General features: G+C 71.5%; 13 protein-coding genes. 5 read left to right on the plus strand and 8 right to left on the minus strand.

Features of this window, described 5'->3' with window-relative positions:
- Window position 1: 1 nt before the first annotated feature.
- Both RM788_RS20605 and RM788_RS20610 read right to left on the minus strand, forming a co-directional pair.
- Window positions 2-1,279 (minus strand): sensor histidine kinase, encoded by a 1,278-nt coding sequence (locus RM788_RS20605; RefSeq protein ID WP_315933343.1) that lies wholly within the window; start codon window positions 1,277-1,279, stop codon window positions 2-4.
- Entirely contained in the window at window positions 1,276-1,968 is a 693-nt protein-coding gene (locus RM788_RS20610) for a response regulator transcription factor (RefSeq protein ID WP_315933344.1), read from the minus strand. Before RM788_RS20610 ends, RM788_RS20605 begins: the two co-directional genes overlap by 4 nt.
- Before the next feature lie 196 nt (window positions 1,969-2,164).
- Here RM788_RS20610 and RM788_RS20615 point away from each other — a divergent pair, with 196 nt between their 5' ends.
- From RM788_RS20615 to RM788_RS20630, 4 genes are read left to right on the plus strand one after another with little or no spacing between them, the layout of a single operon-like run.
- Window positions 2,165-3,382, plus strand: a complete 1,218-nt coding sequence (locus RM788_RS20615; protein ID WP_315933345.1) for an ABC transporter ATP-binding protein — start codon at window positions 2,165-2,167, stop codon at window positions 3,380-3,382.
- Window positions 3,379-4,701 carry an ABC transporter substrate-binding protein gene (locus RM788_RS20620; RefSeq protein WP_315933346.1) on the plus strand — a complete coding sequence of 441 codons (1,323 nt, stop codon included), beginning with the start codon at window positions 3,379-3,381 and terminating at the stop codon, window positions 4,699-4,701. Before RM788_RS20615 ends, RM788_RS20620 begins: the two co-directional genes overlap by 4 nt.
- Window position 4,702: 1 nt before the next feature.
- Window positions 4,703-6,064: an ABC transporter permease subunit gene (locus RM788_RS20625; protein WP_315933347.1), complete on the plus strand. Its 1,362-nt coding sequence runs from the start codon at window positions 4,703-4,705 to the stop codon at window positions 6,062-6,064.
- Window positions 6,061-6,975 carry a carbohydrate ABC transporter permease gene (locus RM788_RS20630; RefSeq protein ID WP_315933348.1) on the plus strand — a complete coding sequence of 305 codons (915 nt, stop codon included), beginning with the start codon at window positions 6,061-6,063 and terminating at the stop codon, window positions 6,973-6,975. Before RM788_RS20625 ends, RM788_RS20630 begins: the two co-directional genes overlap by 4 nt.
- A 427-nt stretch (window positions 6,976-7,402) precedes the next feature.
- On the opposite strand, the gene RM788_RS20635 is transcribed toward RM788_RS20630, so the two are convergent.
- Window positions 7,403-8,104, minus strand: coding sequence for a hypothetical protein (locus RM788_RS20635; RefSeq protein ID WP_315933349.1), 702 nt, complete (start codon window positions 8,102-8,104; stop codon window positions 7,403-7,405).
- Window positions 8,105-8,244: 140 nt separating this feature from the next.
- Between RM788_RS20635 and RM788_RS20640 the strand changes: the two genes are divergently transcribed.
- A complete protein-coding gene (locus RM788_RS20640; protein WP_315933350.1) occupies window positions 8,245-8,562 on the plus strand; it encodes a hypothetical protein in 318 nt (105 codons plus the stop codon).
- Window positions 8,563-8,605: 43 nt separating this feature from the next.
- On the opposite strand, the gene RM788_RS20645 is transcribed toward RM788_RS20640, so the two are convergent.
- From RM788_RS20645 to RM788_RS20665, 5 genes are all read right to left on the minus strand, one after another.
- The gene (locus tag RM788_RS20645; RefSeq protein WP_315933351.1) at window positions 8,606-10,132 is read right to left on the minus strand and encodes an amino acid permease; all 1,527 of its coding nucleotides are present in this window, start codon (window positions 10,130-10,132) and stop codon (window positions 8,606-8,608) included.
- A gap of 253 nt (window positions 10,133-10,385) precedes the next feature.
- Entirely contained in the window at window positions 10,386-11,333 is a 948-nt protein-coding gene (locus RM788_RS20650; protein WP_315933352.1) for a cation diffusion facilitator family transporter, read from the minus strand.
- Window positions 11,334-11,396: 63 nt separating this feature from the next.
- Complete coding sequence (gene manA, locus RM788_RS20655; protein ID WP_315934692.1) at window positions 11,397-12,614, minus strand: mannose-6-phosphate isomerase, class I; 1,218 nt, start codon at window positions 12,612-12,614, stop codon at window positions 11,397-11,399.
- A gap of 29 nt (window positions 12,615-12,643) precedes the next feature.
- Window positions 12,644-13,720, minus strand: coding sequence for an SIS domain-containing protein (locus RM788_RS20660; RefSeq protein WP_315933353.1), 1,077 nt, complete (start codon window positions 13,718-13,720; stop codon window positions 12,644-12,646).
- A gap of 6 nt (window positions 13,721-13,726) precedes the next feature.
- Window positions 13,727-13,942 (minus strand): Trm112 family protein, encoded by a 216-nt coding sequence (locus RM788_RS20665; protein WP_315933354.1) that lies wholly within the window; start codon window positions 13,940-13,942, stop codon window positions 13,727-13,729.

Below are 13,942 nucleotides of genomic sequence, written 5' to 3' on the forward strand. Positions count from 1 at the left end.
GTCAGTGGCGCTTGCCCCACAACCGCCACGCCCGCGGGTTTTCCCGCTCGTGGTGGCTGTCCGCCTCGGCGAAGCGCAGCCGGATCCGGGCGCCGCCGAGCTTTCCGCGTTCGACGTGGATGGTGCCGCCGGTGCTCTCGACCGCGGCCCGCGCGATGTCGAGCCCCAGACCGGTGGACCCGCGACCGCTGGCGCCCCGCAGCAGCGCGGCCTCGGGATCTGCGACGCCGGGACCCGCGTCGTCCACGACGAGCGTGATCCAGCCCGCGTGGCTGACCACGGCGACACCGACCTCGGTGGACGGTGGGGTGTGGTGGAAGACGTTGTCCATCAAGGCGTCCACGACCGCGCCAAGCCCCTCCGCCGACAGCTCGACCGGCGCGGGCTCGTAGGGCAGGTCCACATCGCACAGCCGCCCCTGGTCGTCGGCGTACGCGGTCCAGAACACCATGCGCGACCGCACGACCGCGCCCACGTCGCAGGTGCGCGGGAAGTCGCCGGGCGTGTGGTGCACCGACTGGATGATCCGGTCGACGTCGTGCTCCATGCTCGTCACGGCCCGGCGGATCCGCTCGGCGACCGGGCCCGAGCCGATCGACTCGGCGTCCAGGCGCAGCGCGGTCAACGGGGTGCGCAGGCGGTGGGAGACGTCGGCGATCATCTCCCGCTCCTTGGCCAGCAGCCTGCCCGTGCGGTCGGCGGCGGCGTTGATCGCGTCGGCCAGCGCGACCAGCTCGGCGGGACCGGTGAGCCTGATGCGCACGTTCACGTCGTGGCGGCCGATCTCCTCCGCGGTGTCCGAGAGGACGCGCACGGCGTCCAGCGCGGGCGTGACCATCCGGCGGCCGAGCGCCACCGCCGCGGTGGCGCCCAGTCCGGCGAGCAACAGCAGGAGGGCGATCTCCAGCACGAGCCCGCGCGTCACGACCGGGGCCGGGGCGGTGATCGACACGATCGCGGTGCCACCGGAGGCGGTCGGTACATGCTCGTCGGTCGACGGGTCCGGGTGGTCGCCGCCGACGCCGATCGTCCGGCCGTCGCCGAGGCGGACGGCCAGCCTGCCTTCGGAACCCGCCTTCGTGCGGGCCAGCGCGGCGCGGAGGGTGTCGGCGTCGGTGGTCACCGACAGCACGGCCACGATGGCCGACCGCTCGGCGTCGTCGGCGGTCCGCGCGCGGTCCCGCGCGTCCAGCGCGGTCAGCACGACGGCCGTGACGAGCACGAGCGCCGCCGCCAGGGTCGCGGCCACGGCCAGCGCCCTGGTGACCAGGCCCCTCATCCCGGCGGCGACAGCTTGAGGCCGACACCCCGCACGGTGTGCAGGTACTTCGGGTCGGCGGCGGTCTCGCCGAGCTTGCGGCGCAGCCAGGACGCGTGCACGTCGATCGTCTTGTCGTCGCCCACGTGCGGGTGGCCCCACACCGCCTGGATCAACTCGCGGCGGGTGATCACCTTCGACGGCCGCCGCGCCAGGTAGGCAAGCAGGTCGAACTCGCGCCTGCTCAGCGCCAGCACCCGCCCGGCCAGCCGGGCCTCCCGCTGCCCCACGTCCACCCGCAGCTCGCCCACCACCAGCACGTCGCCGACGTCCGGCTTCGGGCGGTCGGGACCGGTGCGGCGCAGCAGCGCGTTGATCCGCGCCGCCAGGTGCTCGCTGGAGAACGGTTTCACCACGTAGTCGTCGGCGCCCGCGTCCAGCGCCGACACGATCGAGCTCTCGGCGCCGCGCGCGGTCGCGACGATCACCGGCACGTTGCTGACCCCGCGCAGCATCCGCAGCGCGGCCACCCCGTCGAGATCGGGCAGCCCGAGGTCGAGCAGCACCAGGTCGATCTCCTGGTTGGCCGCCTCGCGCAGCGCGGCCACCGCCGTGCCCACCGCCTGCACCACGTGCCCCAACTCGGTGAGCGCGTGCACCAGCGCGGCTTGGACAACGGGGTCGTCCTCGACCACGAGCACCTTCGGCATGGGGCAACAGTAGGCAGGGAACGGCGTGCCGGGCGAGTGTTCGTGTTGCGGTGCCATTGTCCGCGGGTTGCGGACTTATGCCGATTGTGCCGACGCCTTAATGCTCCCTTAGGCGAGTGCCACCTACGGTCTTCGCACCGGGCCGTCGTGTTCCGGATCACCGTGGCAGGGCTTGATCGCCTGCGAGGAGTTGGTCGTGGCAGAAGTCGTACTGACCGGGCTGGGCAAGGTGTACGGGGACGGCACGCGCGCCGTCGACGACCTCAACCTGGAGATCCGCGACGGGGAGTTCCTCGTGCTGGTCGGCCCTTCGGGCTGCGGGAAGACCACCGCGCTGCGGATGATCGCGGGCCTCGAGCACATCAGCGAGGGCACGATCCGCATCGGTGAGAAGGTGGTCAACGGCGTGCCGTCGCGCGATCGCGACGTGGCGATGGTGTTCCAGTCCTACGCCCTGTACCCGCACCTCGACGTCCGCGAGAACATCGGGTTCGGCCTCGCGCTGCGCAAGCTGCCGAAGAAGGAGATCGAGCGCCGGGTGCGCGAGGTCGCGGAAGTCCTGGAACTCCAGGAACACCTGGACCGCAAGCCGCGCGCCCTCTCCGGCGGCCAGCGGCAGCGCGTCGCCATGGGCCGCGCGATCGTCCGCGAGCCGCAGGTCTTCCTGATGGACGAGCCGCTGTCGAACCTCGACGCGAAGCTGCGGGTCCAGATGCGGGCCCAGATCGCCAGGGTGCAGCGGGACCTGGGCGTCACGACGGTGTACGTCACGCACGACCAGACCGAGGCCATGACGCTGGGCGACCGGGTCGCGGTGATGAAGCGCGGTGTCCTGCAACAGGTCGGGCCGCCGCAGGAGCTCTACGACCGGCCGGTCAACCTGTTCGTCGCGGGCTTCATCGGCTCCCCCGGCATGAACCTGGTGACCACCCGCCTCGACAGGGACGCCGAGGGCCGGTACTGGGTCGCGCTGAACTCCGACGCGCTGCTGCTGCCGGAAAGCGTTCTGCACCAACGGCCCGCGCTCGCCGACCACGTCGGCGAGGACGTCGTGCTGGGCATCCGCCCGGAGGACATGGAGGACGTCGCGCTCGCCGACGCGCAGGAGGGACAACTCCTGCACTCGGTCGCCGACCTCGTCGAGGCCATGGGATCCGACGTGCTGGTGCACTTCCCCATCGACGCCGAGCCCGCCGTCACCGAGGACACCAGGGAACTCGCGCTCGACGCGGGCACCGACGACCTGCCGTCGCCCACCAAGGGCAAGGGCACCGTCGTGGTCGGGCGGTTCAGCCCCCGCACCCGCATCTACGAGGGCCAGCCCGTAGCGGCCTGGGTCGACACGTCGCGGCTGCACTTCTTCGACCCGAAGACCGGGTCGTCCATCTGGAACAGGTCAGGAGATCAGCGATGAGGCTGAACAAGTTGTCCGGTGTGCTCGCCGCCGCCGCGATGGTCAGCGCCACAGCCGCCTGCTCGTCCGGCGGAACCGGTGCCCCGGCGGGCACCTCCGGGTCGGGGGCCGACCTCAAGGGACAGACCGCGGAGGTCATCGGCCCCTGGACCAGCGACGAGCAGAAGCAGTTCGAGAAGGTGCTGGAGGCCTTCGAGTCGAAGACCGGCGCCGAGGTGACCTACACGCCCGCGGGCGACGAGCTCCCGACCCTGTTGCAGACCAGACTCCAAGGCGGCGCGCCACCCAGCGTCGCCATGATCGCCCAGCCCGGCCTGCTGGCCCAGCTCGCCGGGGCCGGGTCGCTCAAGCCGTTGTCCGCCGAGGTCGAGAAGGCCGTGGCGGAGCACAGCGCGTCGATCTGGAAGGAGCTCGGCAGCGTCGACGGCAAGCTCTACGGCGTGTACTTCAAGACCGCCAACAAGTCCGCGGTCTGGTACAGCCAGAAGGCCTTCGACATGGTCGGCGCCAAGGTGCCCGCCACGTGGGACGAGTTCATCACCACCGGCAAGGCCGTCGTGGACACCGGCCAGGCGGCGGTCTCCGTCGCGGGCGCCGACGGGTGGACGCTCACCGACTGGTTCGAGAACGTCTACCTGCGCAGCGCGGGCCCGGAGAACTACGACAAGCTGAGCAAGCACGAGATCCCGTGGACCGACCCGTCGGTCAAGAAGGCGCTCGAGGTGCTGGGCCAGCTGTTCGGCGACCAGCGGCTGATCGCGGGCGGCGCCCCCGGCGCGCTGCAGACCGAGTTCCCCAAGTCCGTCATCAACGTCTTCGGCGACGAGCCCAAGGCGGCCATGGTGTTCGAGGCCGACTTCGTCGCGGGCGTCATCACCGCGAACACCAAGGCGAAGGTCGGCGAGGACGCCAAGTTCTTCCCGTTCCCCTCCATCGGCGGCAGCAAGCCCGCCGTCGTGGCCGGTGGTGACGTCGCCGTCGCGCTCAAGGACGACGCGGTCACCAAGGCGCTGATGGAGTTCCTCGCCTCGCCGGAAGCGGGCACCGTCTGGGCCGAACTCGGCGGCTACCTGTCCCCCAACAAGGACATCGCCCCCGACGCCTACCCCGACGACGTGACCCGCGAACTGGCCGGGCAGCTCGTCGACGCCGGTGACAACGTGCGGTTCGACATGTCCGACCTCGCCCCGTCCGCCTTCGGCGGCACCAAGGGCGGCGGCGAGTGGAAGGACCTCCAGGACTTCCTGGCCACCCCGGCCGACCTCGACGGCGCGCTGGCCCGCCTCGAGGAGAACGCCGCCAAGTCGTTCGGGAAATGACATGACGGTCACCGACACCACCCCCGCGGGCGCTCCCGGCGCCCGCGGCGGCGGGCGGCGACCCGAGGGGCAGGTCGTCGACGACCCGTCGATGGGCCGGTCGCCGAAGCTCGCCGCGCTGTTCCTGCTGCCCGCCGTGCTCGTGCTGGCGGCGCTGGTGCTCTACCCGCTGGTGTACTCGCTCGTCCGCAGCTTCTTCGACCGCACCGGCGACGAGTTCGTCGGGGTGGGCAACTACGTGGACACGTTCACCGACCGCCGGACGCTGACCGCGTTCAAGAACAACGTGATCTGGGTCGTGGTGGCGCCGGTGGCGGTCACCGGGCTCGGGCTGGTCCTCGCCGTGCTCACCGAGCGGATCAGGTGGGCAACCGCTTTCCGGCTCGTGCTGTTCATGCCGATGGCGATCTCGCTGTTCGCCTCCGGCATCATCTTCCGGCTGGTGTACGACGAGGACCCGGACCTGGGCGTGGTGAACGCGGCCGCGGTCGGCGTGCACGACCTGTTCTCGCCGTCGTCGTCCTACCCCGGCGCCCGCCCGCGCGACGGCGCGCCGTTCACCGCGACGCCCGAGGGCTTCGTGAGCGGCGAGTCGTTCCGGCCGGGCAGCGCGGTCACCGTGCCGCTGGTGGGTTTCGCGCCCGCCCAGGTGCCCGAGGGCGCGAGCGGGGCCACCGCCCCGACGGCGGGTTCCGGCGAGCTGCGCGGCGTGGTGTGGCTGGACGTCTCCGTGGGCGGACGGCCGAACCAGCTCGACGGCGCGGAGAAGGGCCTGCCGCGGATCTCGGTCGAGGCGGTCGGGGACGGCGAGGTCTTCGGGCGCACCACCTCCGGTGACGACGGCCGGTTCACCTTCCCCGGCCTGCCCGACGGGAGTTACCAGCTGCGGCTGCCCGCGGAGAACTTCGAACTGCCGTTCCGCGGCCTCACCTGGCTCGGCCCGTCGCTGATCACCCCGGTGATCATCTCGTCGTGGATCTGGATCATGACCGGGTTCGCGATCACGTTCATCGCCGCGGGCCTGTCCGCGATCCCGCGCGACGCCCTCGAGGCCGCGCGCGTCGACGGGGCCACCGAGGTGCAGGTGTTCCGGCGGGTCACCGTGCCCCTGCTGATGCCGGTGCTGCTGGTCGTGTTCGTGACGCTGGTGATCAACGTGCTGAAGATCTTCGAGCTGGTGCTGGTCATCCCGCCGGGGTCCTCGCAGGAGGAGGCGAACGTGGTGGCGCTGCAGATGTGGCAGGTGTCGTTCGGCACCGGCGGCGACCAGGGTGTCGGCAGCGCGCTGGCGGTGCTGCTGTTCCTGCTCGTCGCACCCGCGATGGTCTTCAACATCCGCCGGTTCAAACGGGAGCAGTCATGACCGCGGTGGACGCGCCGGAGGAGGTCCGGATCGTGGAGGTCGTGGTGTCCGGGTCACCGCGCCGCGGCCTCGCCTCCCGGCTGGTCGGCAGGCTCGGCGACGGCACCGTGCAGGTGGTGCTGGCGGTCGTCGCGCTCTTCTGGCTCATGCCGGTGTTCGGCCTGCTGGTGTCGTCGTTCCGCGACGAGACCGACAACAACGCGGGCGGCTGGTGGACGATCTTCACCAAGCCCGCGCAGCTGACCCTGGAGAACTACGAGGGCCTTGCGGTCAACCAGACGGTGCTGAAATCGTTCCTCAACACCGTTCTCATCACCGTGCCGTCGACCGTCCTGGTCGTCGTCATCTCGGCGCTCGCCGCGTACGCCCTGTCGTGGATCGAGTTCCCCGGCCGCGGCTGGGCCACGACGATCGTCGTCGGCCTGCTGGTGATGCCCGTCCAGGTCGCGCTGATCCCGGTCGCCAGGCTGTTCGGCGCGGTCGGCCTGTTCGGGACGATCACCGGCGTGGTGCTGTTCCACGTCGCGTTCGGCCTGCCGTTCGCGATCTTCCTGCTGCGCAACTTCTTCACCGGCATCCCCCGCGACCTCATCGAGGCCGCCAGGATGGACGGCGCGCGGGAATGGGTGATCTTCGCGAAGGTGGTGCTGCCCATCGGGAAGCCCGCCATCGCGTCGCTCGCGATCTTCGAGTTCCTGTGGGTGTGGAACGACCTCCTGGTGGCGCTGGTGTTCGCCGACCAGGACTCCGCGCCGATCACCGTCGTGCTGCGCGGCCAGCTGCGCCAGTTCGGCACCAACATCGACCTGCTGTCGTCGGGCGCGTTCCTCTCGATGATCGTCCCGCTGGGCGTGTTCCTCGCGTTCCAGCGGTACTTCGTCCAGGGCGTGCTGGCGGGGTCGACCAAGTAGCCAAGGGGTCGGTCCCCGGCGTCCGCGAACTCCCCCCTGAGCGGACGCCGGGACCGCCTGTCCGAGAGCACGAGCGGGTCGCACCGGTACCCCACCCCTGACCGGTGCGACCCGCTCCTGCTGTCACTCCGACCAGGCGCTCTCGACGACGGGCGAGCGGTCGCGCAGCGGCTCCCACCAGGCCCGGTTGTCGGCGTACCAGCGCACCGTCTCCCGCATGCCCCTCTCGAACGTGATCACCGGCTCCCAGCCCAGCTCGCGCGTGATCTTCGTCGAGGCCTGACCGGTGTGGTCGGCTCTCCGCGGGAGCCGACCACGCGGAGTCGACCCGCGCGCCCGTTACCCGTGAGCGCTGAAACCCCTGGCAGGCGTACTCCTCACGAAGGAGCGCGGCGGAGTGCTCGCCCCGGAAGCCCAAGACACGACGTTACCCACGAAGCCACTCCACGGGCGCGGTGACGAACGCGTCCAGCGCCTCCTGGTTGCGGGCCCGCACCCAGGCCCAGCGCATGGAGTGCGTGCGCATCACCAGGTCGGGGGCGGTGAACCACCGCGTGTCGGTCGCGCCCGCCGGGTAGTCCGGCAGCGGTAGCGGTGTGCCGTGGGTTTCCAGCGCCGCCGCCTCGTCCTCGGTGAGGTCCATGCAGTCGGTCAGTTCCTCCGGCTCGAACAGCGACTCGCTGAGCACCATCTCCACGCAGGCGACCGAGAAGCGGTCGAGCCACGGGGTCACCGGGTCGGCTTCGGGGTCGGCGAGGCTCATCCACATCGTGACCGGCGGGTCGTCGTGGTCGAGCAGTTCCAGCGGCAGGCCCCAGTGGGCGGCCCCCTGGTTCTCCTCGCGGAAGACCAGGGTGCCGCGGTCGACGAACAGCTTCCCCGGCGCCAGCAGCCGGTCCTGGTTGCGGGTCAGGTCCGCGCGCCGCCCGAAGAGGCGGTAGGCCTCGCGCACCGCTCGCGGCAGCTCCAGCCCCAGCCGCGCCTCGGCCGCGTCGAGTTCGGCCTCGTCGTCGCCGTCGTCGGGCCCGAGAGGGACCGACCAGGTGGCCGCGAAGTCGCGGATGAACGTCCAGGCGGTTTCGCGGTCGTGCAGGGCGGGGGCAAGGGCGGCGGCGAGGTCGAACTGCATGGCCGGGATCGTACGGAACGGGCGGTGGCGTCCGAACGGTGCAACTTCGCGCGTCGGGGGCCGTGGGCGGTAACGGGATGTCGACCGCCGCCGACAAGGTGGCGCCCCCAAGAAACCCACCCCGGAGGTCGACACCGCGGATGGCCGAATCCAAGACCGATCGACAGCAGGCCGACACCGTCCGGACCACCGACCAGCCCGGACACCGGCAGGTCGACCCAGGGACCTCGACCGAACTCCAGGCGTTGCGGGCGCTGATCGTCCGGGCGGTCGAGGCGCACGACCTCGACCGTCCGGACGGGACGCTGCTGGTGGCCGAGGTCGAGGCCGCGCTGTCCGCGCCGCTGACCGACAACGTCCGCGCCAGGCTGGGGACCGCGAGGGACATCGCCGCCCGCATCCCGGTCCCGCAGGTCGTCGTGGCGATCGACGGCATCGTCTCGGGGGTGGACGGCTGACCGGTGCGGTCGGCTCCCGCCGAGAGCCGACCGCACCGCCGGTTCAGCCGCGCTCGTCCGGTTTCGCGACCGGGTCGCCGGTCCGGTCGCGGGTGGCCAGGACGGAGTGGGCGCGGCCGTAGGCGAAGTACACGACGACGCCGACGACCATCCAGATGACGAACCGCACCCACGTCAGCGCGGTGAGGTTCAGCATCAGCCACAGGCACGCCAGGATGGCGAGGATCGGGACCAGCGGCACGAGCGGCGTGCGGAAGCCGCGGGGCAGGTCGGGCCGGGTCTTCCGGAGGATCAGGACGCCCGCCGAGACGAGCATGAAGGCGAACAGGGTGCCGACGTTGACCATCTCGGCGAGCTTGCCCGCGGGGAACAGACCGGAGGCGAGCGCGACGAGCGCGCCGACCAGCAGGGTGACCTTGGTCGGGGTTCCGTGCCTGCCGGTCTTCGCGAGGCCGCGCGGGAGGAGGCCGTCGCGGGACATGGCGAACAGGACCCTGGTCTGGCCGAGCATGAGGACCATGACGACGGTGGTGAGGCCCGCGAGGGCGCCGACCGAGATGATGTTGGCCGCCCAGTCGACACCGAGGTTCGCGAACGCGGTGGCGAGGTTGGCGGGCGTGCCGTCGTCGGAGGTCTTCAGCTCGGTGTACGGCACCATGCCGGTGATCACCAGCGCCACCGCCACGTACAGCACGGTCACGATGACCAACGAGCCGATGATGCCCCGCGGGAGGTCGCGCTGCGGGTTGCGGGTCTCCTCGGCGGCGGTCGCGACGACGTCGAAGCCGATGAACGCGAAGAACACCAGGGACGCGGCGGCGAGCATCCCGTAGGCGCCGAAGGTGCTCCCCTCCTGACCGGTGATCAACGAGAGCAGCGACTGCTCCAGCCCGCCGGAGCCGACACCGGTGCCGCCGGTCTGGGCGGGCGGGATGTACGGGCTGTAGTTCGACACCTTGATGTAGCCGATGCCGACCACGATGACCAGCAGCACCACCAGCACCTTGATCGCGGTGATGACCTGGCTGACCCGCGACGACAGCTTGGTGCCCAGCACGAGCACCGTGGTCAGCGCCACGACCAGCAGGACGGCGCCCCAGTCGAGGTCGACCGAGCCGATCGCGACGGTGGTCTTCGCCTCCAGCCCGATCTGCCCGAGCACGACCTGGAGGTAGGAGGACCAGCCCTTGGCGACGGCGGCCGAGCCGACCGCGAACTCCAGCACCAGGTCCCAGCCGATGATCCACGCGATCAGCTCGCCGAAGGTGGCGTAGGAGAACGTGTACGCGCTGCCCGCGACCGGCACGGTCGACGCGAACTCGGCGTAGCAGAGCGCCGCAAGGCCGCAGGCGACGGCGGCGAGCGCGAACGACAGCGAGACCGACGGTCCCGCCAGGTCACCGGCGGTCTGCGCCGCCACGGTGAAGATGCCGGCGCCGATCACGACGGCGACGCCGAACACCATCAGGTCCCAGGACGTCAGGTCCTTGCGGAGCTTGGTGTCCGGCTCGTCGGTGTCCTCGATCGACTGCTCGATGGACTTGGTGCGCCACAACCCGTTCCCCGGCACGTGGTCCTCCTGTCGCAGGGTGTCTGACCACCCTTGACCATAAGGCCTGTTTCCCGGATCCGTGTCCGCGGTAGCCGGGCCTGACGCGGCCCCCAGGGGCACGGGCGGATGGCCCACGTACAACAGCGGTACGCGGACCATCCGCCCGCACCGCCAGGAACCACCTCAGGCGCGACTCCCATCGAACGAGATCCGGGAAACAGGCCCTGGGGATCCACGTGCCGGGGCAGGTCAGGAAACCAAGCTCAGGCGATCAGGCCCCGGTGATGGCGGAATCCGGCGCGGCCGCGGTGAGGCTGCGGTCGAGGTCCGGCTCCAGGTAGATGAGCCGGGCGGCCGGGATCTTGTTGCGGACGCGCAGCTCGGCGTCGTTGATGGCCTCGGCGGTCTGGGCGACCGTCAGGCCGGGGTTGAGCGCGATCTTGGCGGCCACCAGCAGCTCGTCGGGGCCGATGTACTGGGTGCGGATGTGGATGACCCGCTCCACCTTGCCCTTGGCCAGTTCGTCCACGAGCACGTCCAGCTCGGCGGGCGACGCGCCCTCGCCGATCAGCAGGCTCTTCATCTCGATGATCAGGATGATCGCGATGACACCCAGCAGGGCGCCGATGGAGATCGTGCCGAGCGCGTCCCACACCGGGTCGCCGGTGAGGGTCGCCAGGCCGACGCCGATCAGCGCGAGCACCAGGCCGACGAGCGCGCCCGCGTCCTCCAGCAGCACGACCGGCAGCTCGGGCACCTTCGACTGGCGGATGAACTGCCACCAGGTCGCCTCGCCCTTGAGCTCCTTCGACTCCTTGATCGCGGTCATGAAGCTGTAGCTCTCCAGACCGATCGCGACCACCAGGATGATCACGGCGACGATCGGCGAGGACAGCGGCTCGGGCTCCTCCAGCTTGTGGATGCCCTCGTACAGCGCGAACACCGAGCCGAGCGAGAACAGCATCAGCGCGACGACGAACGAGTAGAAGTACCGGTCGCGGCCGAAGCCGAACGGGTGGTTGCGGGTCGCGACCCGCTTCGACGTCTTCTGCCCCAGCAGCAGCAGGCCCTGGTTCGAGGTGTCCGCGAGCGAGTGCACGGACTCCGCGAGCATCGACGACGACCCGGTGACCAGGAAGCCGACGAACTTCGCGGCGGCGATCCCCGCGTTGGCCACCAGCGCGGCGATGATCGCCTTGCTTCCGCCCCCTGCTGACACGTGCGCCCCCTGGTGAGGTAGAAGTCCGATTTGTCGAGCCGAACCCTAACCGGCCGGGTGGGCTCAGGCCCCGGCGGTGGCCCGGAACACGAGTGCGGGTTCCCCGTCGGCGGACTTCACAACCACCGCGGGATCGGCGGCGGCCAGCCACATGGACTGCCCCTTGGCCAGCCCGATCCCGCCTCCGACGCCGTCGCGCACGTGGACCGAGCCGTCCACGCAGATCAGGATCTGGGGGCCCGCGTCGTCGATCCGGACCTCCAGGTCGGCCGCCAGGTCCAACCTGGACAGTTCGAACTCGTGCGACGGCGTGCGGTACACCGCGAGGCCGGGGGCGACCTCCTCGCCGCGCTGCACGGGCATGTCGCCGCAGCCGAAGTCCAGCACCCGCAGCAGTTCCGGCACGTCCACGTGCTTGGGCGTGAGGCCGCAGCGCAGCACGTTGTCCGAGTTCCCCAGGATCTCGATGCCGGTGCCGTGCAGGTACGCGTGCAGGTTGCCCGCGGGCAGGTGGACGGCCTCGCCCGGCTGGAGCACCAGCCGGTTGAGCAGCAGCGCCGCCAGCACCCCGGCGTCGCCGGGATAGGCCTCTCCGAGCTCCAGGACCGTGCGGCACTCCAGGTCGAACTCGCCGTGCTCCTTGACGTGCAGCACGCACGCGTCGAGCACCTGCGGCAGCAGCAGGTCCAGCGCGGTCTGCGGCAGCGTGATCAGCGTCGTGAACAGCGCCCGCAGGCCGTGCTCGTCCGGCTGGGCCGCGAGCAGTTCGGCGTACGGCGCGAAGTCCGGCGCGTCCAGCGACCGCAGCAGCGCGGCGGTGCGGTGCGGGTCGCGGAACCCGGCGAGCGCGTGGAACTCGGTGAGCGCGCAGACCAGCTCGGGCTTGGGCGACGGGTCCTTGTAGTTGCGGATCGGCGCGTCCATCGGGACGCCCGCCCGCTCCTCGGCGGCGAACCCCTCGGCGGCCTGGGCCGCGGACGGGTGGGCTTGCAGGCTCAGCGCCTCCTCGGCCGCGAGGACCTTCATCAGGAACGGCAGCCTGCCGCCCCACCGGGACGCGACCCGCTCCCCCAGTTGGCGGCCGGGCTCGGTGGCCAGCAGTTCGAGCAGCGACCGCTCCGACCCGTCCTCGCCGACCACCCGCGACGGGTCGCCGGGGTGGGCGCCCATCCACAGCTCGGCCTCGGGGTGCGGCGCGGGGACTTCCTTGCCCAGCAGTGTGGAGATGGAGGTGCGCGAGCCCCACGCGTACGCGCGGATGGCGTTGTGCAGCAGTTCCACGGTCTCGCTCATTCCCTCGTCGGCGTGCCTCAGACCGCCGGTGCGTACAGACCCGGTCCGCCCAGCGTTCCCGCCGCGAGGCCCAGGTAGAGCGCGGCCAGTTCGAACCGCAGTGCGAGCAGTGCCGCGCACACCGCGTCGCCGCCGGTCACTTCCTCGGCCGGTTCCAGCACGTCGACGCCGGGCACCGTGTCCATCGCGGCGCGGCGGGCGTACTCAGCCGCCTGGCCCTGCCGCACGGCTAGCAGCATCAGCCGCACCTGCCCGGTCGGCTCGTCCTCGGGGTCCGCGAACAGGTCGTCACCCGACGTGGACTGGACGGCGCGGCGGTGCAGGACGGAACGGGTCAACGCGGTGGGGTACCCGGCCACGTCGCTCACCACACCCGCGTAGCACGCCAGCATCGCGGCGCCGTGCGCGGCGACCGCGGTCGCCGGGTGGTCGAGCCCCCACAGCAGCGGGGTGCGGTCGGCCAGCCGCAGCGCCAGCGACTTCGCCGGGTTCACGAACGACTCGTGCATCGGGTGGTCGCGCTCGGCCTCGCGGTCCAGCTCGTCGGCGATCAGCCCGATGTCGGTCTTGAGCAGGCCCAGCGCGTTGAGCGCCACGAGCCAGCCGCCGAACGCCCTGGGGAACCCGAAGCCCTGCGGCACGGGCACCCTCGGCGGGATCAGCAGCGCGTGGCCCGCGGCCGAAGCGGCCACCGGACCGTCCGGCTCGGCGGTCAGCAGCACGCGCGCGCCGCGGCGGCCCGCGCGGTAGATCGACTCGGCCAGCACGGCGTCGCCGGGGTCCTCGGTGTGCGCCAGCACCACGTCCAGCGCGCCGACCCACGGCGGCAGTTCGTCCGCGACGACCACCGGCACCGGGCAGCCCGGTCCGAGCAGCGCGGCGGACAGCTTCGCCACCGAGCTGCCCACACCCGGACGGGTCAGCAGCACCAGAGCGCGCGGCCGTTCCTCGAACATCCGGGCCACGCCCAGCTCCGTCGCGACCTCGGCGGTGGCGCGGACCTGGGCCCCGGCGTGCGCGGCCGCCCGCAACCAGCCGCCGGTGTCGTTCTCACCGAGTCTGGCGGAGTCTTCCAGCAGTGTGTCGTCGAGCACGCCGGGTCACCCGGCCGTCGGGTCCGGGTCGGTGTCGAACCGGACGGCCTCGTCCAGCAGCAGCACCGGGATGCCGTCGGTGACGGGGTACGAGCGGTGGCACACCGAGCACGTCAGGTAGTCGGCCCCCGGATCGGTTCCGGTGCCCGCCACCAGGGCCCCGTGGTCGGGGCACGGGCAGGCCAGGATCTCCAGCAGCCTGCCGTCGAGTTGTACGGCCAT

The organism is Umezawaea sp. Da 62-37 (assembly GCF_032460545.1).
Classification (GTDB): domain Bacteria; phylum Actinomycetota; class Actinomycetes; order Mycobacteriales; family Pseudonocardiaceae; genus Umezawaea.